The sequence below is a fragment of the Butyricimonas faecihominis genome (genome assembly GCF_033096445.1).
In the GTDB taxonomy this organism is placed as follows: Bacteria; Bacteroidota; Bacteroidia; order Bacteroidales; family Marinifilaceae; genus Butyricimonas; species Butyricimonas faecihominis.
The window spans coordinates 3518903-3543536 of sequence record NZ_AP028155.1; the positions used below are offsets into that span (position 1 = coordinate 3518903).

At 45.0% G+C, this 24634-nt stretch carries 22 protein-coding genes; 9 read left to right on the forward strand and 13 right to left on the reverse strand.

Annotation, left to right across the window (positions count from 1 at the left end; translation table 11 throughout):
* The first annotated feature begins 3 nt into the window (after positions 1-3).
* From R8806_RS14520 to R8806_RS14530, 3 genes are read left to right on the forward strand one after another with little or no spacing between them, the layout of a single operon-like run.
* Positions 4-1773 (forward strand): WG repeat-containing protein, encoded by a 1770-nt coding sequence (locus R8806_RS14520; protein ID WP_124315571.1) that lies wholly within the window; start codon positions 4-6, stop codon positions 1771-1773.
* The gene (locus R8806_RS14525) at positions 1770-2720 is read left to right on the forward strand and encodes a hypothetical protein (RefSeq protein ID WP_124315570.1); all 951 of its coding nucleotides are present in this window, start codon (positions 1770-1772) and stop codon (positions 2718-2720) included. The genes R8806_RS14520 and R8806_RS14525 overlap by 4 nt, the downstream gene beginning before the upstream one ends.
* A 4-nt stretch (positions 2721-2724) precedes the next feature.
* Positions 2725-4335: a leucine-rich repeat protein gene (locus R8806_RS14530; RefSeq protein WP_124315569.1), complete on the forward strand. Its 1611-nt coding sequence runs from the start codon at positions 2725-2727 to the stop codon at positions 4333-4335.
* Between the two features lie 5 nt (positions 4336-4340).
* On the opposite strand, the gene R8806_RS14535 is transcribed toward R8806_RS14530, so the two are convergent.
* From R8806_RS14535 to R8806_RS14575, 9 genes are all read right to left on the reverse strand, one after another.
* On the reverse strand, positions 4341-5477 hold the full coding sequence (locus R8806_RS14535) for a serine/threonine protein kinase (RefSeq protein ID WP_124315568.1): 1137 nt from the start codon (positions 5475-5477) through the stop codon (positions 4341-4343).
* The gene (locus tag R8806_RS14540; protein WP_087419189.1) at positions 5467-6045 is read right to left on the reverse strand and encodes a hypothetical protein; all 579 of its coding nucleotides are present in this window, start codon (positions 6043-6045) and stop codon (positions 5467-5469) included. The genes R8806_RS14535 and R8806_RS14540 overlap by 11 nt, the downstream gene beginning before the upstream one ends.
* A 62-nt stretch (positions 6046-6107) precedes the next feature.
* A complete protein-coding gene (locus R8806_RS14545; protein WP_124315567.1) occupies positions 6108-6785 on the reverse strand; it encodes an HAD family hydrolase in 678 nt (225 codons plus the stop codon).
* Between the two features lie 76 nt (positions 6786-6861).
* Complete coding sequence (gene tsf / locus R8806_RS14550) at positions 6862-7680, reverse strand: translation elongation factor Ts (RefSeq protein ID WP_124315566.1); 819 nt, start codon at positions 7678-7680, stop codon at positions 6862-6864.
* Positions 7681-7762: 82 nt separating this feature from the next.
* Positions 7763-8545 carry a 30S ribosomal protein S2 gene (gene rpsB, locus R8806_RS14555; RefSeq protein WP_087419186.1) on the reverse strand — a complete coding sequence of 261 codons (783 nt, stop codon included), beginning with the start codon at positions 8543-8545 and terminating at the stop codon, positions 7763-7765.
* A 93-nt stretch (positions 8546-8638) separates the two neighbouring features.
* Positions 8639-9025, reverse strand: a complete 387-nt coding sequence (gene rpsI, locus R8806_RS14560; RefSeq protein ID WP_027200745.1) for a 30S ribosomal protein S9 — start codon at positions 9023-9025, stop codon at positions 8639-8641.
* Positions 9026-9031: 6 nt separating this feature from the next.
* The gene (gene rplM, locus R8806_RS14565; protein WP_027200744.1) at positions 9032-9487 is read right to left on the reverse strand and encodes a 50S ribosomal protein L13; all 456 of its coding nucleotides are present in this window, start codon (positions 9485-9487) and stop codon (positions 9032-9034) included.
* A 608-nt stretch (positions 9488-10095) separates the two neighbouring features.
* Complete coding sequence (locus R8806_RS14570) at positions 10096-10902, reverse strand: DUF4249 family protein (RefSeq protein WP_124315565.1); 807 nt, start codon at positions 10900-10902, stop codon at positions 10096-10098.
* Positions 10903-10906: 4 nt separating this feature from the next.
* Positions 10907-13144, reverse strand: coding sequence for a TonB-dependent receptor (locus R8806_RS14575; RefSeq protein ID WP_124315564.1), 2238 nt, complete (start codon positions 13142-13144; stop codon positions 10907-10909).
* A gap of 114 nt (positions 13145-13258) precedes the next feature.
* On the opposite strand from R8806_RS14575, the gene hemW reads away from it, so the two are divergent.
* From hemW to R8806_RS14595, 4 genes are all read left to right on the forward strand, one after another.
* Positions 13259-14380, forward strand: a complete 1122-nt coding sequence (hemW, locus tag R8806_RS14580) for a radical SAM family heme chaperone HemW (RefSeq protein ID WP_124315563.1) — start codon at positions 13259-13261, stop codon at positions 14378-14380.
* 61 nt (positions 14381-14441) lie between these two features.
* Complete coding sequence (asnS, locus tag R8806_RS14585) at positions 14442-15887, forward strand: asparagine--tRNA ligase (protein ID WP_164719529.1); 1446 nt, start codon at positions 14442-14444, stop codon at positions 15885-15887.
* A 24-nt stretch (positions 15888-15911) separates the two neighbouring features.
* Entirely contained in the window at positions 15912-17402 is a 1491-nt protein-coding gene (gene rpoN / locus R8806_RS14590; protein WP_124315562.1) for an RNA polymerase factor sigma-54, read from the forward strand.
* Between the two features lie 18 nt (positions 17403-17420).
* The gene (locus R8806_RS14595) at positions 17421-18020 is read left to right on the forward strand and encodes a PAP2 family protein (RefSeq protein ID WP_124315561.1); all 600 of its coding nucleotides are present in this window, start codon (positions 17421-17423) and stop codon (positions 18018-18020) included.
* Here R8806_RS14595 and R8806_RS14600 read toward each other — a convergent pair.
* Together R8806_RS14600 and R8806_RS14605 are read right to left on the reverse strand one after the other, a co-directional pair.
* A complete protein-coding gene (locus R8806_RS14600; RefSeq protein ID WP_124315560.1) occupies positions 18017-18517 on the reverse strand; it encodes an SPOR domain-containing protein in 501 nt (166 codons plus the stop codon). The genes R8806_RS14595 and R8806_RS14600 overlap by 4 nt on opposite strands.
* An 11-nt stretch (positions 18518-18528) precedes the next feature.
* Positions 18529-18954, reverse strand: a complete 426-nt coding sequence (locus R8806_RS14605; protein ID WP_124315559.1) for an SPOR domain-containing protein — start codon at positions 18952-18954, stop codon at positions 18529-18531.
* 115 nt (positions 18955-19069) lie between these two features.
* Between R8806_RS14605 and R8806_RS14610 the strand changes: the two genes are divergently transcribed.
* Positions 19070-19867, forward strand: coding sequence for a peptidylprolyl isomerase (locus R8806_RS14610; protein WP_124315558.1), 798 nt, complete (start codon positions 19070-19072; stop codon positions 19865-19867).
* Positions 19868-20124: 257 nt separating this feature from the next.
* On the opposite strand, the gene mutS is transcribed toward R8806_RS14610, so the two are convergent.
* Positions 20125-22740 carry a DNA mismatch repair protein MutS gene (gene mutS, locus R8806_RS14615; protein ID WP_124315557.1) on the reverse strand — a complete coding sequence of 872 codons (2616 nt, stop codon included), beginning with the start codon at positions 22738-22740 and terminating at the stop codon, positions 20125-20127.
* 232 nt (positions 22741-22972) lie between these two features.
* On the opposite strand from mutS, the gene deoC reads away from it, so the two are divergent.
* Positions 22973-23848: a deoxyribose-phosphate aldolase gene (deoC, locus tag R8806_RS14620; protein ID WP_124315556.1), complete on the forward strand. Its 876-nt coding sequence runs from the start codon at positions 22973-22975 to the stop codon at positions 23846-23848.
* 16 nt (positions 23849-23864) lie between these two features.
* On the opposite strand, the gene R8806_RS14625 is transcribed toward deoC, so the two are convergent.
* Positions 23865-24593, reverse strand: a complete 729-nt coding sequence (locus R8806_RS14625) for an RDD family protein (RefSeq protein WP_229782936.1) — start codon at positions 24591-24593, stop codon at positions 23865-23867.
* Between the last annotated feature and the right edge of the window lie 41 nt (positions 24594-24634).

A 24634-nucleotide genomic window follows, 5' to 3' on the forward strand; every position in this document is an offset into this window, starting at 1 on the left:
TTTATGAGAAATATTATTTTTCTATTTGCACTAATATACGTGTGTGTCTCCTGTGAGAAAAAGCGGGTGGAAATAAATGGTTTTCCCGTGAAAATTCTTCATGGAGGCTCTTCTTTCGGGATCATTACGCCCGATGGGAACGTGCTGATAGATTCTTTATTTTCTGGTAAACCTTCCATTGTTGTAAATCAAGTGTGCGTTCTTCCCTGTGGGAATGGAATGTTCCGGTTGTGTGATATTTCAAAAGTTCCGATGGCAACAAGTTCCCGGCGTTTTATCCAAGTGGGAAACTTTATAGAGGACGTAACCATTGCCCAAGGAGAAAAGGAAGGGCCTTTCATTTTAATCAATAAATCGAGTGAAAACATCGCGGTAATAGATTCCTACCGGGGAGTACCCGTTCGGGTGATGCATAATTTTAGAGATGGACTTGCTCTGGCTTATACTGAAAATCAAAAATATGGCTACGTGAATACTCGTGGGGAATGGGTTATTGCCCCTGAGTATGATTTTGCTTGTGATTTTTCCGAGGGGATGGCTTTGGTCGGGATGGCAGACAGGGAGGGACGAATCGCCTACGAGGTCATTGACAGGGAGGGACAGAACGTTTTTCCCGTGATGTTAACGAATTGTCGCTTACAGGGGGTATTTTCTTGTGGTTTACTCGTGTACAAAGATTTGCGGCAACACTATTGTGCCTGTTTGGATAAAAAAGGGAAAACCGTGTTGTATCTTCCCGCCGAGATACAGGAAATGACAGAATTCCGTCACGACGTGGCTTTCTGTTTAACTCGAAATGGAATCGGGGTGGTTGATAAGGCCGGGAAAATGATCGTTCCTGCCGATTACGATGATGGAGAATTTATAAATTCGGAACGACTGGCATTAAAGAGTAAAGGGAAATGGGCCCTGTTTGATTTTAAAGGGAACCGTGTGACTCCCTTTATCTATGATAAAATATATCCGTGGAGTCATGCGAACCGTGTTTTTGTTCATCAAGACAGCATGGACCTCTTGATTGACGAGACTGGAAAGACCGTCAGCACGGCATATCCTTTTGAACTGGACTGGCAATCTTTGGAAACAACTTCTCCCATTGTACAGGTCTTTTACCGTTACCCGCTCCCGGAGACGGTTGAAGTGCCGGAATCGGAAAACACGATACTGTCAGTAAAGAAACCCTCTTTACCCCGGAAAGAAAGGATTCAGGCGATAGATACTACCAGCCCGTTTTATCAAGAGGCACAAAAGGTCCTGAAAAACGGATTCTCAGAGACAGATTCGGAAAATCGGAGAGTAATCCTAAACTATATGGAACATTTCCGGATGTCGTACGAGACGAAAGATATTGACTTCCTAGAGCAACTTTTTAGCGAGAAAGCGTTAATCATTGTTGGTACCGTGGTGAAACAACTGCCACAGGAAGGACATTATCTTCCAGCCGATCAGATCCGGTACAATATAAAAACGAAACAACAATATCTGGATCGTTTGCGTCGGATATTCAAGGCAAATAAGAAAATAGAGGTTCGTTATTCTGATTTTCTGATCCGGAGACATCCCACCCGACCGGGAATTTATGGCGTCTCCGTTCGTCAGGCTTACTCTTCGGATTTGTACTCGGACGAGGGGTATTTATTCCTGTTATGGGATTTTTCTGACGAGACGGCACCTAAAATTCACGTGCGTACGTGGCAGCCCCGGAGAATAGATGATCAGACGTTGTTGCCGGAACGGGATATTATTCACTTGGGAAGTTTTAATTTTGAATGATGAAAAAAATCTTATGCACGATCATACTCTTATGGCTACTTGTGCCGGGATGGGCTCAAGAGTTTAAGGTTGCTTCGTTTCGGTTGTTACCCAACGATATAACAGCTTGGGTGAATCCCGTGAGAGACTTGAATGACGAGGCGTGTGCGTTAATCAAAGTGGTCGGGAATCGTGATTTCGCCTTTTCTACTCCTTTGGGAATCGTGCAGCGTAAGAATGAAGTGGGTGAAATCTGGTTGTACGTGCCGAATGGAACCCGGAAAATAACGATAAAGCATCCTCGATGGGGTGTTTTGCGGGACTATAAATTTCCCGTTATCCTTGAATCGAGATTAACCTACGAGTTGGTGATAGAAGAACCGCTTTTGAAGGTCGAGGAAGAATACCCGAGAGTACGGAAAGTTCACCGCCCGTTACCCAATACCCCGCTGGATGAGAGCTTACGGGCTATGCCGACGGGCAAATTGAAATCCCAAAGACCTGCTTTTACAAGTTTGTTCACGATTGGATGGGATCACGAACGTCCCGCTTTCGGGGTCATGCTGGCGTGCATGAAAAAACATGGGTTATACGTGCATGGGCAGGCTGATTTCAAGTCTTTGTCCGTGGATGGGGAATGTCGGAAGGACGGGAGCATACCTTCTACCGGGGACACACCTTATTACACGGGTTCCGAGAAGTATTCCCGGTACGCGTTTCTGGCCGGGGGAATTCATTCGATCGCGTCGTTATGCTATCTATACGAGGGGTTGGGTTACGGGAAACGGCAAGTGGTGTGGGAAACCATCGAGGGGTTGAAACTGAGAAATAAAGATTATTCCTACAAGGGAATTGCCGCGGAACTTGGCTTGCTTGTCAAGGTTCGCAAAATGGCCCTCTCGCTTGGAGTGATCACGATAAAGGGGGAATACTGGGAACCCACGGTTGGAGTCGGAATAAATTTTTAGGGATATGTACAAATGGATCATTGCGTGCTGTTTACTGTTACTTGCTTGTAAAAAGGAAGAGGAACCTTCTGTGCTGGCTCCCCGTATCTCTTTAAATGAGGTGACAGAGATTACTCGTAACACAGCGAGAATCTCCGCGGAGATTGAATTACGGGGAGAGGGAACGGTTACCTCGTGTAAATTCCTGTACGGGACATCCGAGGATATGGCGGAAGCGCTTCAACAGGAGGCTGAAGGGGTAGAGGGAAACGTGGAGACTTGCCTCACGGGTTTACAAGCTGGGACATCGTATTATTATTGCTTGGAAATATCAAATGGTCATAGCATCGTGCGAAGTGACATTGGACATTTTCAGACCTTACCCAACACGTTACCCGTTCTGGGCGATCTGGTCATGATATACAAGGGGCCTTTTAGCGCGGCATTCCAATGTACCTTGGTGGATGATGGTGGGGAAGCCTTGACAACTCTGGCGTTTACGTATCGGGAGAAGAGTACGGAAAACGGGAAATTGGTCGAGGTACCATTGGGTGATGAGGGTGCTTTCACGGGAAAACTGCAAGGATTGGAGATGGGTACCACTTATATCGTGAGTGCATACGCCGTGAATTCGATCGGGGAAACTTACTCTACGCCCGTGGAATTTACGACTAGCGAGGCCGTTTACAATTCCGTTCCCGGTATGTTGCCGGAAATCATGGGGAATCAAAAGTACAACCTTGCCTCCTTAACCCTTTCCGGTTTCTTGAACGGAACGGATATTCGTTTGTTGCGTGAAATGCTGGGATGGGACATTGAGGGACATGAAACTCCGGGCCAATTGGTGGAAATGGATCTCTCCGAGGCAAAGATCGTGGAGGGTGGAAGTAGCTATTACGGATCCCGATATACTCGTCGAGACACGCTGGACTACGGGATGTTTCTTCATTGCAGTAAATTGCAGCGAATCGTCTTGCCGCACAGCTTGAAAGTAATCGAGAAAGATGCATTCAAAGGATGTTCCGGTTTGATCTCCATGACAATACCCGATAGTCTAGTCGTTTACAAAACTTCAAGTGGTTGCAGTGCTTTGCAGGAATTGTCCGTTTCTCCTTTGAATACAGTTTTTTCAAGTATTGATGGCGTGTTATACAATAAAGATGCGAGTATCTTGATCCATTACCCGGAAGGAAAAACGGCCGAGGAATTCACGTTCCCCTCTTCCGTTCGGAAGATCGGGGTGGCGGCTTTCCAGAATTGTTTGTTGGATTCCATCATTATCCCCGTATCGGTGGAGGAACTGGGCGAACAGGTATTCCGGGGTTCGAGATTAAAAAAGATCGTTATTTCCGATGGAGTTTATACTATTCCGGAGGCAGCTTTTAAAGAGTGTGCCGAATTGAAAGAGCTGGTGCTGGGAAAAGAGATTTCGGCATTGTTTGACTATTGTCTTGATGGTTGTAATTTGCAGGAGCTTTACCTAATGGCAACTTACCCGCCTGTTTGTTACTCGTCGACGTTTACCGGGGCAGGGGATATTTTCAATGTATGTACTCTTTACGTGCCTTCCGGACGTAAACCGATTTACCGGCAGGCGAAAGGATGGGGAAACTTCCTGCGGATTAATGAACAGTGATGGCTTTATTGGACCTCTTTTCGGATGGCTTCAAAGATTTGTCCGATTTCAGATTCTAATTCATTCACTTGATGTTTGAACAAACGGGACTCTTGCTGCGTGGCGTCTGCGAATTCTGTTTTAATGATTTGCTTGAGCGCCTTTTGCGTGTTTGTACTATCTTGCACAAGGGATCGTTCGTTCTTTTTGTAAGCAATCACGTGCCGATTCAAGTTATTCTTTTTCTGTAAAAGGAACTTTTGGCAGGTCGGTGCGATCACCGAATTGCTGTACACCCGGTTTATGCTACTTTTATCCGGTTGGGACGACAAGTTCTTCAAGTAAAAGGTTGTCAGGAACGAGAGTAGCGCGACCGCAGAAATATAAAGAATGCTCTTGCTATGTTTTCTAACGTTGAGTGCTTCCAGTACCTCTTGGGCGGAATGAAATCTCTTGTCAGGATTTTTCTGCGTACATTTCTGCGCGATTCGAACCAATCTTCGATCCTTTATCACGCTTGTGATGTCTTGGATGATAACTCCCAGCGAGTAAATATCCGTGCGGCAATCAAGCGATGCGTGAGGAAGTAATTGCTCCGGGGCGAGATATTTTTTTGTTCCGGCAGGAATTTTCAGTGTGTCATAATCATCCCGATCCGAGAGACCGAAGTCGATTAATTTGACGTTATTCCCGTTGTGGGTAATGATGATATTCTCCGGCTTTAAGTCTTTATGAACAAGTTGCTTACTATGGATATAGTGCAATGCTTCACAAAGTTCCCGGATAAACTTATATGCGAGAGGTTGCGTTAATTTTCCCTGTATCATAAACTCTTTCAGGGAAATCCCGTCAACGTATTCCATCACGATACATAACCCCAAGTCCTCTTGTTGTTCCCAGTCGATCGTGTGGCGGATATTCGGGTGATCCAACTGGTAGCCGATATTGAATTCCTTATGTAATAACTGTTTGTAGAACTCTTCTTGTTTAAATAGGGGTTGTAGGCTTTTGAGGATATGTAATTTCCCGTACCGTCGACACAGATGCAGGCAACTATAACCCGATTCCGAACGATAGAATTCGGAAATATTGCTGAACATACTCTCTTGACTTGGAATATCTTCTCCCACGAATCCCGATGACAATGAATCCTTATTTGGCATGGATGCGATTAATTAAAGTCAATCCCCCGTTACGCCCTGCGATAAATGGCGGCGTTTTCTGGTTGTCTCTTAAAACATAGCCGAGGGATAACGGTTGTCCCATCAAAAAGCTGACTGCCTCGAAACGATCTCCTTGTACGAGCTTGGAGTGTTGGGCCTCTACCACTTCAAACCACGAATCCCCTTGGTATTGCAGGTGAAGGTAGCGATTGGGCGACCATCCGATTTCAATTTCTTCTCCTGCCGAGAGATTTCTGGTTTGAATCTGTTTCGTGACAAAGAAGGATGAATTGCACAAACTGTTGTCTTTCAGGTAAGCGCAGAACTCGTTGAAGTTGAAAAAGCCGATGTATTGTGCGAGAGAATCAAGTGTCTGATTCCTCGGTTTGTGCTTGTCTTTGACATAACCCCACAACCGCTTTAGGGTCGAAGTGGATATGGATACATCGAGTTGAAGCTTTAAGTGAAGAGAAAATACATCAAAATCAGTGGTTGTCCTTAAATTTTGAGAGTACTTCTTTTCAACGGCTTTTAATAATTCTTGTATTTCCGGCTTAAATGTATTCATCAATAAAAATTATTAATCGAGTAAACAAATATAGTACAATAACTCGATCTGTACAAGACTGTTTACTGATTATGTAGGTGGTTTTTGGGTAATAACGCCTGTTTTAATTCCTCTACCGACGCGACGATCCGTTTGGCTCCGGCTTGGGTTAATTCTTCCCGATCCCCGTAACCGTATAAAACCCCGATACAGTCAATTCCGGTCTTCCGGGCCCCGATGATGTCGTGCTTCCGGTCCCCCACCATGACCACCTTGCTCAAGTCCCGGATGTCATTATTTTCCAGCACGTGACGGATCACCTCGTCTTTGTGAGACAACGAGCCGTCAAGCCCGCTTCCCCCGACGAATTTGAAGTAATCGCTCAAGTGGAAATGATCAAGTATCTTTTTGGCGTAATAAGCCGGTTTTCCGGTAGCGAGCATCACTTGCTTTCCGGCCTCGTTTAATTCTTGCAGAAGACGTTCCATGCCGGGATAAACGGCGTTTTCGTATATGCCCGTGTCGGCGAATCTTTCCCGGTACTTCCGGATGCCTTCCTCGGCCTGATCCGCGCTGAAATGGCAGAATTCCATCAAGGATTCTTTCAACGGGGGACCCACGAATTTACGTAGTTCGTTCAAATCATTCACTTCTATTCCAAAGTGTTTCAAGGCGTACCGGATTGATTTGGTGATTCCTTCCATGGAATCGGTGACCGTACCGTCGAGGTCTAACAGGATGTAGGTATATTCTTGCTGCATATCGTGGGTGTGAGTGGATAAAAAAACAGGCCTATTGCTAAGCCTGTTTCTATATTTCAAAGATTTGTTTCCTGTATTAGGCGTTCAACGTGAAACGTAAGAAAGCGGTAACAGTTAAATCTTTATCTACGCTCTTCAAGTACTCTTTTACAGACATTTTACCGTCTTGCTCGAAAACTTGGTTTAACAAGGTAGACTCTTGGAAGAATTTGTTCAAGCGACCTTGAGCAATTTTATCCAGCATATTTTCCGGTTTACCTTCTTCACGAGCTTTTTCGCGACCGATCTCGAATTCGTGATCGATAACGTTTTGAGGAATACCGTCTTTATCCACGGCAACAGGAGCCATGGCTGCCACTTGCATGGCGATATTTTTCTTCACTTGGGGGTCAGCTGCTTTGTTGAAGCCAACAACGGTTGCCAACATGTTTCCCGGGTGAATGTAGATCACGCAATCTTCTGCTTTTACAGAGCCGTAATAGCTTAATTCCAGTTTCTCACCGATAACACCGGTTTGTTCTGAAATCTGGTCAGCGATACTTCTACCGTCCAGTTGGATAGCCAACAAATCTTCGGTAGTTGCAGGCATATTAGCTAAAGCGGCGTCAAGAATTTTGGTCGTGAAAGCAATGAATCCCTCGTTTTTAGCCACGAAGTCAGTTTCGCAGTTTAAGGAAACCATAACTGCATTCTTTCCATCGGTTTTGGCTAAAACGCATCCTTCTTTTGCTTCTCTGTCTGCACGTTTGCTTGCAACAACAAGACCTTTCTTACGGATGATATCAACGGCTTTGTCGAAATCTCCCTCAGCTTCTTGTAATGCATGTTTGCAGTCCATCATTCCGGCGTTTGTTGCTTTACGCAACTTCATCACGTCTGCTGCTTTTATTTCCATATTCTTTAAACCTCCATGTTAATTCAATTTCAGAAGTTAGATCATTCAATCTAAAATCTGAAATCTAAAGTCAAAAATTAATCTATTCTTCAGAAGCGGTTTCGCTTACTTCAGCTACTTCATCCTGAGCCTCAACTTTTTCGGCACCTTTCTTGTCTCCTTCTTTCTCTCTTTCGGCTTTTCTTTCCGTCAGACCCTCTTTGATGGCTCCGGCTACCTTGTCGATAATTAAAGAAATAGAAGTTGATGCGTCGTCGTTAGCTGGGATTACGAAGTCAATTCCTTCCGGGTTTGAGTTCGTGTCCACGATAGCGAATACTGGAATTCCCAACGTGTTAGCTTCTTTTACAGCGATGTACTCCTTCATCACGTCAACCACGAAAAGAGCTGCCGGAAGACGAGTCAGGTCAGCGATGCTACCCAAGTTCTTTTCCAATTTTGCTCTTTGACGAGAGATCTGAAGTTTTTCCCGTTTTGAAAGGTGAGAGAAAGTACCGTCTTTTTCCATCTTGTCGATGGTAGTCATTTTCTTCACGGCTTTACGAATTGTCGGGAAGTTGGTCAACATACCACCCGGCCATCTTTCAGTCACGAACGGCATGTTGATATTAGAAATTTTTTCAGCAACAATGTCCTTAGCCTGTTTCTTTGTTGCAACAAACAGAATTCTTCTACCTGATTTAGCGATCTGTTTCAAAGCTGCACTTGCCTTGTCCAACATGATGGCTGTTTTGTTCAGGTCAATAATGTGGATATCATTACGCTCCATGAAAATATACGGAGCCATTTTAGGATTCCATTTACGGGTAAGGTGTCCAAAGTGACAACCTGCATTTAATAATTCGTCGAAATTTGTATTTGACATTTTGTGTCTCCTTTAAAGTTTACTTTCTTAAATTTAATCAATTGTCGGGTAGTTCTCCACAGAAGTCCCGCCAATTTAGATACTAAACTCCTATTAACGTTTAGAGAATTGGAATCTCTTACGAGCGCCAGGACGTCCCGGTTTCTTACGTTCCACTTCACGCGGATCTCTGGTCATGAATCCTGCTGCTCTTAGTTTTGATTTATCCTCTGCGTTTACTTTCACCAATGCTCTGGCAATTCCCAAACGTAAAGCTTCAGCTTGTCCGTTGAAACCTCCACCTACAAGGTTTACCTTGATGTCATATTGTCCCAACACACCTAATAGTTCAAGCGGTTGTTTTACAATATATTGGAGGGTAGGCAATGTGAAATATTCTTCTAGGCTTTTCTTGTTGATCGTAATATTGCCTTTTCCTTCGTTAAGATAAACGCGGGCTACCGCTGTTTTTCTTCTACCTACTGCATTTACTACTTCCATACCTTGTTATTTAAGTGCGTTTATATCAATTACTTTAGGCTGTTGTGATTCGTGGTTATGCTCCGGTCCTACGAACAGGTGCATGTTCTTGAATACAGCTCTTCCAAGGCGATTTTTAGGAAGCATACCTCTAACAGCATGTTCCAGAATTCTTTCCGGGAATCTTTTCATTTCTTCTGCCGGGGTAGAAATCCGTTGACCACCGGGGTACTGGGTGTGTCTACGATACTGTTTGTCTGTTAATTTGTTACCTGTGAAGATAACTTTTTCTACGTTGATAATGATTACATTGTCTCCACAATCCACGTGGGGAGTGTAACTGGGTTTGTACTTGCCTCTCAATAGTTTCGCAACTTTAGCGGCAAGACGTCCCACAACTTGATTCTCTGCGTCAATCAAAACCCATTCTTTCTGTGCAGTGGCTTTGTTGACATAAGTTGTTTTGTAACTAATCTGATCCACTTTTTTTTTTAATTAAAAATTAAACTTCTGTTTGTATTTCTTTGTGGGGACTCTGGGCATTCTATCCGGTTGAAAATAACGAGGTTTATCGGGCAAACTGATATAATTTTCAACGGAGACAGGTGCATTGTAAAGAGCATGGCTAAGGTATCCCTTACAATTTAGCGAGTACTCCACTCCAAAATGAGGGGCAAAATTACACATTAATACGTGAATTCCAAAACATTCTGCGAAAAGATTTGTTCCAGAGCATTTTGATTGACTTCGGAATTATTTATTTGGGGGTAAATGGTCGGGGGGTATTTTTCGTTCGTATGGAGGGACGTACCCTGTTTATGCCGACGAGCTAAGGTAATAGTCGGATAATCAATTAATTCTAGCTGATCTATTCCGGATCTCTTTCGTGTAAAGCGCTATTAGAACGCTATTAAAGCTCTATTAAAGCGCTATACTAAGAATAGCGTTTTATAAGGATTTTAAAAATACACTTTAAATAATTTTTCCGCATTTTGTCCTGTAGTGATCATGGTTTGATAATCAAATGATTACTTAAATCGGCTTCACATCCGGATTTATCGGGTTTAAAGAATCTTGTGAGATGGGATATGTTATTGAAAATTTTCGCGGGAAACGAATTTGTAATCTTCCGTGTAACAGGTGAATATCCCTAGCGCACCCTGTATGTTCCCGATAAGCGGGACGGGAGAGGTGATGCTGCCTTGGTTGGCGCTGTTGGCCTCGTAGAGAGAAACTTGATAGTTGTAACACTCTTCGGTGATACGTAAAAGAAGAATGACGACGGCTTCTGCTTCTGCGATTTCTTGGCATTTGATGGTGCGTTCAATCGTGACACCCCCGGTATGGTGGGATAAGTCAAGATAACTGGTTTCTTTTTTCAACAGGTTGTCGTCCCCGGCTCCTTCTTTTCTTGCCTGCACGCTATATATATAGTAATTCTGCATGGGATTGGATGAGGTTGGGAAGCTGATCGTGACGGAGTTTGTCACCTTGGAAACGGAATAGGAAGAGATGGCGATGGGGTCCGGTATGGCGGTTTTGGCCGTGATGTGTTCTTTTTCAGGCGTGTAGATGCTCAGGTAAAGCGAGTCTAGCCCGAATTGATTGAACTTGGTGTCGTGCCTGAAATTTCCGAGGAATGAGGGGCTGAACGTGGGGATAAGTTTGATGATGGAGTCAGCCTTTATGGAAACATCCAGATTGACCGGATCGCTCAGGTCGATGATCTCGTGGATTGGGGAGACTTTGGCCGCGTTCAACGTGTAAAATTCACCCGGTTTGCAGTAACATTCGATGAAATAACCGGAGATCTCACCCATGTCTTTCATGGGAAGTTCCTCTTCCGGCATGCAGGAGAGGAGCGAGAGAAACAAGAGGGTTAAGATTCCATTTTTCATGTGATTACCAGTTTATTCGAAGTGAAACATACGGGATAAAGGGGAGCATGACCTTGGATTTCGGGATAATCTTGGTCAGGTTGTCCGTGCTTTCTGCTTGAAAATAAACGAACGAAGGGTTCGATTGATTATAGACGTTGTAGGCTCCGACGCTGAGTTTGAACAAGAGGTTCTTGCCGCCGAATTTATAGTCGAGGCTGGCATCCAGCCGGTGATTGTTGGGTAATTTGTAGTTATAGCGATCCGTGTACACGGGGATAAGAATGGGTCTGTCATCGTTGAATTCCGTGATGTTCTGGGCGATAACCATCCCCTTGGGGAAGGTCGTGTAAACCCCGGACGAAAAGGTCCAAAGGGTGTTCAACAGGAGCCGGGGCGAAATCTGGTAGGAAAAGTTGATCACAACATTGTGTTTCACGTCATACGGGGGATTAAAGGCTTTCCCGTTATTGATTTCCGCGAATTTGCGTTTGGATTCGGAGAGCGTGTAGTTGGCCCGCATGTAGAGGGCGTGATGGTTGAGCGTTAGGTCGAATTCGAGACCTTTGGCATGGCCTTTTCCTTGAATTTGGCGATTGCTTAGGGCGGAATATTCGGTTTGGATGTCCGAGGCAAAATCTTTCACGTTACGCATGTCCTTGTAAAAAATGCCCGCGTAGAAGGATAATAGTTGTCCGATCTCTTGATTAATACCGATGGAATACTGGTGACAGGTGGCGGGCTGGGTTCCTTTTGCAAGGGGATACCAAATGTCGATCGGGGTTTTAACCGTGAAATAGGGGTAGAGGCTTAAATATTGAACCGTCTTGGCGTAATCGGCCCAGATGGTGAATTTGTTGACCGAGTAACTGATTTTTGCCCGGGGCGAAAAGGTGTGTTCCCGGGTCTCTCCCGCGTAAAATTGATAATTTCCTCCCACGTTTAAGGAGAAGTTTTGATTCAATTGGTAGTTTATATCCAGGTATAATTCATATAGATTGAAGTCTTTGTCCGAACTTTTGATCAGAAGGTTTTGACTGTCATCGCTTTTGTTGGCTGTTTCGAACCGGGAGTATTCAAATTTTGCCCCGCTGTTCAGGTTCAATTTATCCGAGAGTCTACGGGAATAGGTTGCTTGTCCGAGAAGGGCGTAGTTGCGATTTCCGCCTCCCATGGGAACACTGCCGAAGGCGTCACCCTCGCTGTACGTGTTTTTCCCGCCGAATTGGAAATCCCATTGCTCGTTGGCATTGGGCGTGTAGGAGACATTCACGTTGCCGGAAAAGGTGTGCCAGTCGAAAATGTATTGCACGTGTTCGCTGATCTTCATTTTCATGTGGTCGAGGGAGAATAGTCCGAAGGCGGTCATTCTCCATTTGTCGGAAAGACGTGAATCAATGGTTGCGGTAATATCACTGAAGGAGTACTCCGGCATGTAGTTAGGATTCGTCTTGTCGTCCATGGACCGGTTGTATAACCGGGAGATATGTTGTAAATAAGAGGTCCGGACAGAGGCGGCAAAGGACGTATGATTTTTGATAATCGGGCCTTTGGCTTTCAGGGCGGAAGAGACAAGTCCGAGAGTCAGTTCTCCCTCGTGTTCGTGCTTGTTTCCCGGTTCGGGGCGCATATTGATGTAGGAGGATAAAAAACTGTTGTACCGGGCGGGGAAACCGCTTTTGAAAAGGGTGGAGTTGTTCAGTATGTAGGGGTCGAACGTGGACAGGATTCCCGTGAGGTGGTCCGGGTAGGCGATGGGCATATTGTTGATGAGAAATCCGTTTTCGTTGCTGTTTCCACCTCGGACGTAGATGCCGGAATTGAGCGCGTTTGTCGTCACGATGCCGGGCATGGTGGCGAGGTATTTCAGTACATCCTGTTCGCCGAGAATGGCCGGAATCCGTTCGATCCCCTTGATGGAGGAGAGGATTCGCCCGCTGGCCGGAAGGGCCGTGACGACGACTTCTTTCAGGTTGTTCTGTTTGTTACGCAAGGTAATGACGAAGGGTGCGTCGCTTTTGTTGAGTTTGTAAGTTTCTTTTTTATAGTTGACGTGTGAAAATTCCAACGTGCAAGGGATGGGACATTCTAACCGGAAGAGACCTAGAGAGTCTGTCGTGGAGCCTTTTTCGCTCTCGACGCAATAGATGTGTACCCCGTTGACCGGTTCGCCGGAGTGGGCTATAACTTTCCCCACGATGACCGTTTGGGCGTCAAGTGATATGGAGATGAATATAAATAAGATTGCAACCAATTTACCCATATACACGCGTTGTGAGTTCGAAATTTTACAAATGTAGTAAACAAATCCCTTTATGCCTTATGGTTCATGTGAATAATTGTTGTTATTTTGCAGGGTATCTATTAAAATTTGATCATGGGAATATACGTGCATGTACCTTTTTGCCGGAGCAAATGTTTTTATTGCGGGTTTTATTCGGTAGCTTCGTTGACCTTGAAGGAGGCATATCTGGAGGCTGTCGAACGGGAAATCGTTTTAAGGAGGGGGTATTTGCCGCGGCAGGAAATGAAGACCTTGTATTTCGGGGGAGGCACGCCTTCTTACTTGGAACACGGGGATCTGGAACGAATTATTCGGAAGTTGGAGGAAAATTATTTGTTTGCTACCGGGATGGAGCGAACCATCGAGTTGAATCCCGAAGATCTGGTGCCGGGAAAATTGCAGGGAATAAAGGATTTGGGGTTTAACCGGTTAAGTATCGGGGTGCAATCTTTTTCGGATGAACAATTGAAACGAATCAATCGGACGCATTCGGCCCGTCAGGCGATGGATGGAATCGCGCTTGCTGCTGGCATGGGATTTGATAATATAAGCATGGATCTGATTATTGGTTTGCCGGGGCAGACGGATGAGGGGTTGTTGGGAGATGTGGAGAAGGCAAGTAGTTTACCAATAGCTCATTTGTCCGTGTACATGTTAAGTATTGATTCAAATACGGTGTTTGAACACATGGTGAGAAGAGGCGAGTTCCGGTTGGAGGATGAAGAGGTGATGGCCGGGCGTTATCAGCGGGTGTGTGAACGGTTGAAAGAGTTGGACTTTGAACATTATGAAATTTCCAATTTTGCCCGGAACGGGAAGTACTCCCGGCACAATACATCTTACTGGCAACAAAAGCCATACATCGGTTTCGGCCCTTCGGCTCATTCTTATGACCTGTATTCCAGACAATGGAACACGGCGAATTTGAAAACTTATATAGATCATTTAAATGAAGGAGCGCTTTCATTTGAGAAAGAGGAATTAAAACCTGTTGATTTGTATAATGAATACGTGATGACGAGCTTGCGGACAATGTGGGGCATGGAGAAACAAAAATTGGAGGGAGATTACGCCATGTTTTGGGAACAGGTGCAGGAACAAGTCCGGAAATACGAGCGTTCCGGGGATTTGGTGGAGGAAGGTGGAAGGTGGAAAATCAGTGAGACCGGGTGGGTAATTTCAGACGCGATTTTGAGTGATTTATTCGTGGTCTAGTTTTTTACATGAAAAAATACTATTTTTGCGGTTGTAAGTTTAATATTTAAATGTTTTTCAGATGAAAACGAGTAGAATGTCAGTCAAAGAACTGTTGCAATCAGGAGATTGCGGTAAAGAGGTTGAGGTTAAAGGTTGGGTAAGAACCAAACGCGGTAATAAACAGGTGAATTTTATCGCGTTGAATGACGGCTCTACGATTAATAATATACAGGTGGTGGTTGATATGGAGAAGGTGGCCGAGGAGGTGATGAAGAAAGTAACGACCGGGGCGGCTATTCACGTGAAAGGTTTGCTCGTGGAGAGTGCCGGGAGCGGACAGGCTCGCGAGATTCAAGCGAACGAGGTGATCGTGATGGGAGAGGCTGATCCGGAAAAGTTCCCGATTCAACCGAAGAAGCATAGCTTGGAATTTTTGCGTGAGGTGGCTCATTTGAGATTCCGCACGAATATTTTCGGGGCTGTTTTCCGTATTCGTCACGCGATGGCTTTTGCCATTCATCAATATTTTAACGATCATGGTTTCTATTATTTGCATACCCCGTTGATCACGGCCTCGGATTGCGAGGGGGCAGGAGAGATGTTCCGGGTGACGACGCTTGATCCGAAGAATCCACCCTTGTTGGAGGACGGAAGTGTTGATTTCAGACAGGATTTTTTCGGAAAATCAACCAACTTGACGGTGAGCGGTCAGTTGGAAGGTGAGCTGGGTGCCATGTCGCTGGGTAAGATTTACACGTTCGGGCCAACCTTCCGGGCGGAGAATTCAAATACCACGCGCCATTTGTCAGAGTTTTGGATGATCGAGCCGGAAGTTGCTTTCAATGATTTGGAAGATAACATGGATTTGGCGGAGGACTTTTTGAAATACCTGATCCGTTATGCTTTGGAGCATTGCATGGACGATTTGTTGTTCTTGAGCAAGCGCTTGCAGGAAGAGGAGAAGGATAAGAAAGCCGAGGAACGTTCCATGGAGTTGATCGAGAAGTTACAATTCGTGTTGAATCATGAATTCGAACGGGTTACTTACACGGAGGCTATTGATATATTGAAAAACAGCAAGCAAAATAAGAACGGTAAGTTCCAGTATCCGGTGACAGGTTGGGGTGTGGATTTACAGAGTGAACACGAGCGTTACTTGGTAGAGAAACATTTCAAGAAACCGGTGATTTTGACGGGTTACCCGAAGGAAATCAAGGCTTTCTACATGAAACAGAACCCGGACGGAAAGACGGTTGCCGCGATGGACGTGCTTTTCCCGCAAATCGGAGAGATTATCGGGGGATCACAGCGCGAGGAAGACTACAACAAGCTGGTGACTCGTATGCAAGAAGTTGGGATTCCGGTTTCCTCGATGTCTTGGTATCTGGACACGAGAAGGTTCGGTTCCGCGGAGCATAGCGGATTCGGACTTGGGTTTGAACGTTTGTTGTTGTTCGTGACCGGAATGGGGAATATCCGTGACGTGATCCCGTTCCCGCGGACACCGAAAAATGCGGAGTTTTAAGAATAATTTGAAATAAATAGAAGGATGCTCAAGCAAAATTTACAACAGAAATTAGGGTTAAAAATCAATCCGTTGCAGATACAGCTGATCAAGCTGCTTGAGCTTCCTACCTATCAACTTGAACAGAGGATTAAGGAGGAACTGGAGTCAAACCCGCTTTTGGAAGAGGGAGAGGAGAGGCCGGAGCCGGAAGTTGATATCAAGGAGGACGGGGATGAGGTGGATTATGATGAAAATTCACAGGAGGAAGATAATTACGAGTCTTCGGAGGATGAGTTTTCTTTAGATGATTATATCAGTGATGAGGATGATATTCCGGACTATAAGTTGACAGCATCGAATGCCTCGAAGGATGATGATGCACGGGAGTTCGTGCTTTCCGGGGGGATTTCTTTCCGGGAGAATCTGGTGGAACAGTTGGGGACGCAGCACTTGGGAGAGATGGATCGTAAGATCTGCGAGTATATCATTGGTAATATAGATGATGATGGTTATCTGCGTCGGGACGTGGAGAATATCGTGGATGATCTCGCTTTTGGGGCGGGGATCGAGGTGGACGATGAGAAGATTGAATCCTTGTTGCGTGTCGTGCAGCGTTTCGATCCGGCAGGAGTGGGAGCGAGAGATTTGAGGGAATGCCTGTTGCTGCAGGTGAAACGACGCTTGGCGGAGACTTCCACGCCGGCTTTGATAAATGCCCGGATCATATTGGAGTGTTATTTCGAGGAGTTCTCGAAGAAACATTACGAGAAGATTTCCAAGCGGATGAGGATTTCAGAGGAGGAGTTGAAAGAGGCGGTGGACGAAATTCTGAAATTGAATCCCAAGCCGGGCGGACAAATTTCCGATTCTTCAGTTCCGGGAGCCGAGAAGATTATTCCTGACTTTAACTTGGATATTGTTGACGGGGAGTTGCAGTTGAGCTTGAACACGGGGGATATTCCCGAGTTGAGGTTGAACAAATCGTACGTCAATATGTTGGAGGATTACCAGAAGAATTCGAATTCCCGTGAGAAGAAGGATGTGGTGTCTTTCGTAAAATATAAGTTGAGTTCTGCCCGTTCGTTTATTGATGCCGTGCAACAGCGGAATAACACGCTGATGCTGACGATGACAGCTATCGTGCAGTTCCAGAAACCATTTTTCCAGACGGGGGACGAGAGCAAGTTGAAACCGATGATTCTCCGGGATATTGCTGATATTACGGGATTGGATGTTTCTACTATTTCGAGGGTTTCTAATTCTAAGTATATACAGACTTGGTTCGGTATTTACTCTTTAAAACAATTCTTTTCGGGAAGTATGCCGACAAGTAGTGGAGAGGAAGTTAGCACGGGTGAGTTGAAGAATGTGTTGAAGGAGATCGTGGACGGCGAGGATAAACGCAAACCTTACACGGATGATGAGTTGGTGGAATTAATGAATAAAAAAGGTTACCAGATTGCCCGCCGGACGATTGCAAAGTATCGTCAGTTGCTGGATATTCCGGTGGCCCGACTTCGTAGGGAAGTTTAAAAGCCATAATTTTAAAATATGAAAGTACTTGCTTTTGCAGTATCCATGCTGTTTCATCCTTTGTTGTTGCCTTTGTACGTGTTGTTTATCACATTTAATACGGGAACCGTTTTTACTTATATTCCGGCATACACGCAGAATATGTCTTATTTGTTGACCCTGCTAGGGGTGACGTTAATACCATTGCTTTGCTTGCCGTTGTTGAAGTGGTTGGGGTTGATTGAGGGGTATCGTCTGGTGCAGAAGCAAGATCGGGTGTTCCCGGTGCTGGTGACGATCGTGGGGGCTTTTATCGTGTTTTATTTTTCCCGTAATTTGCCTTATTCAAATATCGTGAGACAGTTTTACCTGATTATGGTAATCATGCTCTCCGGCTTTATGATCGTGACGATTCGCTGGAAAATCAGTATGCATATGACGGCTATTGGGGCTTTGTGTGGCTTTGTTTTTATTTTGGGAATGAAGTATTTGGGTGACGTGATTAACTTGTTGCCTTTGCTGATTCTGGTTTCTGGCCTTGTGGCCTCTGCCCGCTTGTATTTAAAACAGCATACCCCTGCCCAAGTGTATGTCGGGTATATTTATGGCGCCGCGGCCGTGGTGGCTATCATGTATTAATAAAGCATGATCCATATATCGCTTTGTCCCAGTTGGGTGGCGAGTAGATCCCTCTGTTTCGTGGCTTCCTGTTTATCCGTGTAATTCGCAATACTGACACGATAACGCTGGTCTTTGGTAATGATCTGTGCGTTTTGGAAACCTTTGGCTTTTAGTTGTGTCACGTCTTTTTCTGCTAGATTTTCCCGGGGATGGCTGGCCACGATGATATGATAACTTCTTGTATTTGTTTTCTTGATGTTTTGTTCCGTTCCTTGTTGCTTTCCTGTTTCCTGCCGGGATGGGGAAATCTTCACGTTTGATGCAATCGTTGTGTTATTGTTATCTCGCGAGGGGTTTTGCCTGATGGTGTCAAGGGAGACGGTGTTTCCCGAAAGAGAGGCCGGAAGGCTTCTTTTCACGTTGACAGTGGTCAGGTTCTTGGAATTCATTTTATCCCGTTGACAGCCAGCGAACGGCAACATCAGGACGAATGACAGGAACAATACGAGTTTCATGTTGCTTGTGTTTATTTTATTTGATAGATCCAAGTCTCTTCTTTACCGGGGATTTTGTGAATTTTTCTCACGGCAGCGATAGCCTCTTTCTCGGTCTTGTACCCTTCGTAAGCCACGAGGTAAAGATCTCTGCTATAAGGCATGATCATGGCGTTTGCATAGCCTTCTTTGTGCAACTTCTCGTACATGCGGTCGGCATTGTCTTTGATGCGGAAACAACCGCCGACAAGGAGATATTCCGGGGCTTCTTTTACCACGGTGGTCTCGGTTACCGTTTTTGTTTCCGTTACTTGGATGGTGTCTTTTATAAGAACAGCCTTGGTCTCTACTTTAACCGCTTCTTTTTGCGTATTCGTGTTTCTTACCTTCTTTTTGTCCTGACATCCGGAGATTGCAACCGCTAGGATGACAAGTGTAAATAGTAGAATCGTTTTCATGTTTGACAACGTTTTGGTTAATCATGCCAAGATACAAACAAATTTATTGTTAGTAAAGTATTTTCTTCTATTTTTGTGGTGAAAGTGTCGAATTGTAACCAGTAAAAGAGTTATTATGAATAAATTTATCGGATTATTGTTGATTTTGGTTCTTGCCGCTTCGTGTAAGAATGAAACAGAATCTATCGTGAAAATTACCACGGAGTTCGGGGATATAAAGATTCGTTTGTATGACAAAACACCCAAGCATCGGGATAATTTTTTGAAGTTGGTGGATGAAAAGTTTTATGACGGTTTGCTGTTTCACCGGGTGATTAATCATTTTATGATACAGGGTGGAGACCCGACGTCGAAGAATGCGGGGCCGGACGTGATGTTGGGTGAGGGAGACGTGGATTACCGGATCGAAGCGGAGTTCGTGCCGGAGTATTTCCACAAGAAAGGAGTGCTTGCGGCTGCGCGAGAAGGGGATGATACCAATCCGGAACGTAAGTCTAGCGGGGCGCAGTTTTATATTGTTCAAGGAAAGGTGTATTCTCCGGAACAGTTAGAGGCTACCGTGAAGAGTATCAATGAAAGGCGTAAGATGGCGTTATATGGGCGATTGAAGAATCAGTACAAGGATGAATTCACTCGTTTGCAGGAGGCGAATGATTTGGAGGCTTTGGATGAGTTGTCGGAGAAATTGACCCGGGAGTGTGATAGTTTGTTCGTGAATGAAGAGTTCGTGCTGACGGAGGCGCAAAAACAGGCTTATACCACGGTTGGCGGGACGCCCCATTTGGACGGGCAGTACACGGTGTTCGGGGAGGTGATTGAAGGGTTGGACGTGCTGGATAAGATTGCTGCGGTTAAAACAAATTCTTTCGATAGGCCGGTGAAAGATGTTGTGATTGAAAAAATTAGAAGATAAATAAAGGTATTTTATCCTCAAAAAACTCCTCCGTCACTTCGTGCCACCTCCTCTATAAACAGAGGAGGAGTTGGTGACTCTTCCCGAAGAAAGGGAGTATTTCAGCTCTCCCTCTGTTTATAGAGGGAGTACCCCGAAGGGGGGAGGGAGTTTGAAAAATGACTTTTGAGACAACCCCAGTTGATTACCAAGTGGTTTCCCCTCCTGTGTAAGGAGGGGTTAGGGGAGGTAGTTAAATAAAAGGAATTTTTTATAGATTAAATTCCCGTTATCTTTTTTATCTCATTCAGTTTGTTCAAGGCTTCAAGCGGGGTCAGGCTGTTGATGTCCAGTCCGGCTATTTCATCTCGAATCTGTAATAACACGGGGTCTTCCAGTTGGAAGAAACTGAGTTGAATGCCTTCTCTTTCGTTTCCTATTTTAGCGACGTTCTTTTGTATCGCACCGCTTGAATTACGGTCGTTTTCGAGTTGTTTCAGTATCTCGGACGAACGTTTGATGACGGATTGTGGCAAGCCTGCCATTTTACCGACCTGTATACCAAACGAGTGGTTGGAACCTCCTTTTACCAGTTTCCGGAGGAATACGACCTTGTTGTTGACTTCTTTTACCGATACGTTGAAGTTCTTGATTTTCGTGTAAGAGCGTTCCATTTCATTCAGTTCGTGGTAGTGGGTAGCAAAAAGGGTCTTTGCCCTGCTTTTCGGATTCTCGTGTAAAAACTCGACAATGGCCCAAGCGATGGAAATACCGTCATACGTGGAGGTACCTCGTCCAAGTTCGTCGAATAGTACAAGGCTGCGATCGGAGATGTTGTTCAGAATGTTGGCAGCCTCGTTCATCTCGACCATGAAGGTGGATTCCCCCAAAGAGATGTTGTCGGATGCCCCGACGCGGGTGAAAACCTTGTCGACATACCCGATCTTTGCCGATATGGCGGGAACAAAACATCCGGCCTGTGCCATGATCACGATGAGTGCGGTTTGGCGTAAAAGTGCTGATTTACCTGCCATGTTGGGTCCTGTGATAATGATAATTTGTTGCTTATCATTATCGAGGTAGAGATCATTGTCGATATAGTTTTCTCCCGGAGGTAATTGGCGTTCAATGACTGGGTGACGTCCCCCTTTTATGTCGATCACGAAGGATTCGTTGATCTCCGGTCGATGGTAATCATTGGTGATCGCTATGTTGGCGAACGAGATTAACGTGTCGATATAGGAGATGACGCGGGCATCCAACTGTATCGGTTTGATATAGGAGGCTGCAGCTGCCAGCAAGGTATTGTATATATCGCTTTCCAATTCTTGAATCCGGTCTTCGGCTCCGAGAATCTTTTCCTCGTATTCTTTTAGTTCGGGAGTGATGTAACGTTCTGCGTTGACAAGGGTTTGTTTACGAATCCATGTGTCGGGAACCTTGTTCACGTGAGTTTTGGTCACTTCGATGTAATAGCCGAAAACATTGTTAAAGCTGATCTTCAATGTAGGAATTCCTGTATTCTCTATTTCACGTTGTTGCATCTTTAGTAGAAGTTCTTTCCCGTGAGAGGAGATTTCCCGTAATTCATCCAGTTCAGTGTTAACTCCGGGGGCGATTACATTCCCTTTGTTAAGCATCGAGGGGGCATCTTCCCTGATCTCGTGGTCTATTCTTTGGCTTAATGTCTCGCAATCATCCAGTTGTTGCGTCCATTTGGTAAGAACTTCGTTACCGGTAGATAAACATTGTTCTTTCAACGGTTTGATGGCTTGTAACGCAATTTTTAGTTGAACCATTTCTCTCGGAGAGATACGGCCGACGGCGATCTTGGAAGCAAGGCGTTCTAGGTCTCCAATGGTGCGGAGAATTTGTTCCAGTTCCAAACGTTCCGTTTCGTGATGCACGAAACATTCCACGATGTCCAAGCGTTCATTTATGTCTGCCGGTTTCTTCAAGGGCATACACAGCCAGCGACGCAAAGCGCGTGCGCCCATCGGGGTGATGGTGCGGTCGATGATGTCTGCCAAGGAGCGTCCTCCCTCGTGAAGGGTATCCAAGATTTCAAGGTTACGTAGTGTGAAGCGATCCAGTAGGACACAGGTCGATTCGTCGATACGGGAGATCGAGGTGATGTGTCCTACAAGCTCGTGTTTTGTCATGTCGAGGTAGTACAAAACGGCTCCCGCGGCGGAAATGCCGCAGTCCATTTTATCAATTCCGAATCCTTTTAATGACGATACTTCGAAATGCTTTTTGAGGCGATCTGCCGCGGACTCTGTTTCAAAGAACCATTCTTCAATCGGGTAAGTGTAGTATTTTGTCCCGAAGAGTTCGTTAAACCGGGCTTCCGAGCCTTTAGGGTATAGAACTTCTTTGGGTTGAAAACTATTTAATATTTTATCCATGGTGGCGGGACTTCCTTCTGTGGTTAGGAATTCTCCCGTGGAAAGGTCTAAAAGGGATAGCCCGGCTTTGGTTTTCGTGAAATACACGGCAGCCAGAAAGACGTTGTTTTTGTTGTCGATGGTGTTTTCGTTATAGGAAACACCGGGGGTGACGAGTTCGATAACCCCTCTTTTTACCAGTTTCTTGGTCTTTTTCGGGTCTTCCAGTTGTTCACAGATGGCAACTCGTTGTCCGGCTCGCACCAGTTTGGGCAGATACGTGTCGATGGCATGATGGGGGAAGCCGGCAAGTTCCACGTCCCCGGGAGAGCCGTGGGAGCGTTTGGTAAGCGTGATCCCTAATATCTTGGAAGTTAAGATGGCATCTTCGCCGAAGGTTTCGTAAAAGTCACCCATCCTATATAATAAAATCGCATCGGGATATTTAGCTTTTGCCGAATAATATTGTTGCATAAGCGGCGTCTGTTCTTCTGACTTTGTTGCCATTATGTTGTATTTATTGTCTGTTATTAAATTTTAATTACGTGTTTTCGCCTCCCAAAAGTAAATATTTTGATCGAGATTTGCTTTAAAACTTCGCAAACATTGTGTAATTTTGCCTAGGCTAAAAAGGGGAATGACGAAATTTAGTGAGTGTAGAAGAATAACCTGTCGTGTATTTTTTTCGTATTGAATATGGAGACGGGTAGGGGGATAGCCGATTAATAAAATAGTGTATATGGAAAATATATTGGATGCATTGGCAATTTACGGGTATTCAAATTTAGAGGATCGGATCGAATTTGAGCTGGATGGGGTGATCGAGAAGGAAATTGCTCCGGCTTATTGTAATGAGAATTTTGAATTGTGTGTTTCATGTATGGATTATACTTCGCTGAAAGTGACGGATACGGAGAAATCAATCATGACTTTCGTTTCTGAATTATTGAAGAAATTGAAGAAAAACACGTTGCCGGATGTGGCATCAGTATGTGTGTTTCCCCGGTTTACTTCTCTCGTGAAGGAAAATCTGGTTGGGACACCGATTAAAACGACGGTCGTGGGAGCTTGTTTCCCGGCTGCACAGACGTTTTTGGACGTGAAGTTGGCTGAATGCAAGGCTGCTATCGCGGCGGGAGCGGATGAGGTGGACGTCGTGATTTCCGTGGGGGATGTCTTGGAGCGTAATTACGAGAAGGTGTATAAAGAGTTGGTTGCTATTCGTGAGGCTTGTGCCGGGGTTATTTTGAAGGTGATCTTGGAAACGGGCGAGCTGAAGACGATCGAGAGCGTGTTCAATGCTTCATTGATCGGGGCTTACGCGGGAGCTGATTTTATTAAGACATCTACCGGGAAGGTTCCGGTAAATGCTACACCGGAGACGGTTTACGTGATTTGTGAGGCCTTGCGTCAGTTCCATGCACAGACCGGGAAGATGGTCGGGATTAAGGTGGCCGGTGGTATTACCAAGATTCAGAACGCGATTCGTTACTTGACAATCGTGAAACATATTTTAGGCGAGCAATGGCTTACGCCTGCTTATTTCAGAATAGGAACTTCCCAATTACTGGAAGATGTTCTGAAAGAGATGAAAACGGTAAAAATTAATGGCTGAAAGTGAAAGCTTTCAGCTAATTATTTGCCAAGTGTGAGTGATCTTTTAAGATGGTTTCCACGAATTCCAACGGAATCATGGATGTCTCAATTCCTGTTACTTCTTTAATCTTTTTCGTGAGAGGGGCCAGTAGGGCGTAATTGTTGTTTTTGTGTACTTCCCGTAGCACATCCTTGATGATCTTGATGTCTTTGTCGGACAAAAGAGCGGCTTGCTGAAAGACGACTTGATATTCTTCCGGGGCCTCGAATTCACTGATTTGTTTTAACGTGACTGCTTTTTCGAGTTTTATTACCGTGGTTCCTGCCGCCATGTCGCCGAGTCTTTGCATTCGTTTGGAGGCGATGATCGAGATGACGGCGACGGCACCGCTTGAGATGGAAATATCTATCAAACGGAAGACCCAGCGGAGCATACAATCCCAGAAGGTGAGTTTTTTGCCGTTTAGTTTCACGACTTGGATACGCATGGTGTATTTGCCAAGGCTACGGCCATTAAAGACGGCCTCGCAGAATAGATGATAGGAAGCGATGATCACCGCAAGAATGACGAAAAACCAAGTCGGGGAGGCTACCATGCTGAAAAGGCCGATAAACATGAGACCCAACATGAGTAGTCCGAACTGAAAGGCGCCATCAATCAAGGTTGCCAAGATGCGGTCTAGAACGCCCGCGGGAATATAATCAATGTCAACGTTGTGAGCTGTACTGATAGAAATGTTCATGATAAGTATAAATATTTCCACAAACATACATTTTTTTTGAATAAATGCATTATTTTTATCAC

Excerpts from the sequence above, each read along its gene's own strand:
- R8806_RS14520 (WP_124315571.1), top strand. The coding sequence starts at position 4 with ATGAGAAATATTATTTTTCTATTTGCACTAATATACGTGTGTGTCTCC.
- R8806_RS14525 (WP_124315570.1), top strand. The coding sequence starts at position 1,770 with ATGATGAAAAAAATCTTATGCACGATCATACTCTTATGGCTACTTGTG.
- R8806_RS14530 (WP_124315569.1), top strand. The coding sequence starts at position 2,725 with ATGTACAAATGGATCATTGCGTGCTGTTTACTGTTACTTGCTTGTAAA.
- R8806_RS14535 (WP_124315568.1), bottom strand. The coding sequence starts at position 5,477 with ATGCCAAATAAGGATTCATTGTCATCGGGATTCGTGGGAGAAGATATT.
- R8806_RS14540 (WP_087419189.1), bottom strand. The coding sequence starts at position 6,045 with ATGAATACATTTAAGCCGGAAATACAAGAATTATTAAAAGCCGTTGAA.
- R8806_RS14545 (WP_124315567.1), bottom strand. The coding sequence starts at position 6,785 with ATGCAGCAAGAATATACCTACATCCTGTTAGACCTCGACGGTACGGTC.
- tsf (WP_124315566.1), bottom strand. The coding sequence starts at position 7,680 with ATGGAAATAAAAGCAGCAGACGTGATGAAGTTGCGTAAAGCAACAAAC.
- rpsB (WP_087419186.1), bottom strand. The coding sequence starts at position 8,545 with ATGTCAAATACAAATTTCGACGAATTATTAAATGCAGGTTGTCACTTT.
- rpsI (WP_027200745.1), bottom strand. The coding sequence starts at position 9,025 with ATGGAAGTAGTAAATGCAGTAGGTAGAAGAAAAACAGCGGTAGCCCGC.
- R8806_RS14570 (WP_124315565.1), bottom strand. The coding sequence starts at position 10,902 with ATGAAAAATGGAATCTTAACCCTCTTGTTTCTCTCGCTCCTCTCCTGC.
- R8806_RS14575 (WP_124315564.1), bottom strand. The coding sequence starts at position 13,144 with ATGGGTAAATTGGTTGCAATCTTATTTATATTCATCTCCATATCACTT.
- hemW (WP_124315563.1), top strand. The coding sequence starts at position 13,259 with ATGGGAATATACGTGCATGTACCTTTTTGCCGGAGCAAATGTTTTTAT.
- asnS (WP_164719529.1), top strand. The coding sequence starts at position 14,442 with ATGAAAACGAGTAGAATGTCAGTCAAAGAACTGTTGCAATCAGGAGAT.
- rpoN (WP_124315562.1), top strand. The coding sequence starts at position 15,912 with ATGCTCAAGCAAAATTTACAACAGAAATTAGGGTTAAAAATCAATCCG.
- R8806_RS14595 (WP_124315561.1), top strand. The coding sequence starts at position 17,421 with ATGAAAGTACTTGCTTTTGCAGTATCCATGCTGTTTCATCCTTTGTTG.
- R8806_RS14600 (WP_124315560.1), bottom strand. The coding sequence starts at position 18,517 with ATGAAACTCGTATTGTTCCTGTCATTCGTCCTGATGTTGCCGTTCGCT.
- R8806_RS14605 (WP_124315559.1), bottom strand. The coding sequence starts at position 18,954 with ATGAAAACGATTCTACTATTTACACTTGTCATCCTAGCGGTTGCAATC.
- R8806_RS14610 (WP_124315558.1), top strand. The coding sequence starts at position 19,070 with ATGAATAAATTTATCGGATTATTGTTGATTTTGGTTCTTGCCGCTTCG.
- mutS (WP_124315557.1), bottom strand. The coding sequence starts at position 22,740 with ATGGCAACAAAGTCAGAAGAACAGACGCCGCTTATGCAACAATATTAT.
- deoC (WP_124315556.1), top strand. The coding sequence starts at position 22,973 with ATGGAAAATATATTGGATGCATTGGCAATTTACGGGTATTCAAATTTA.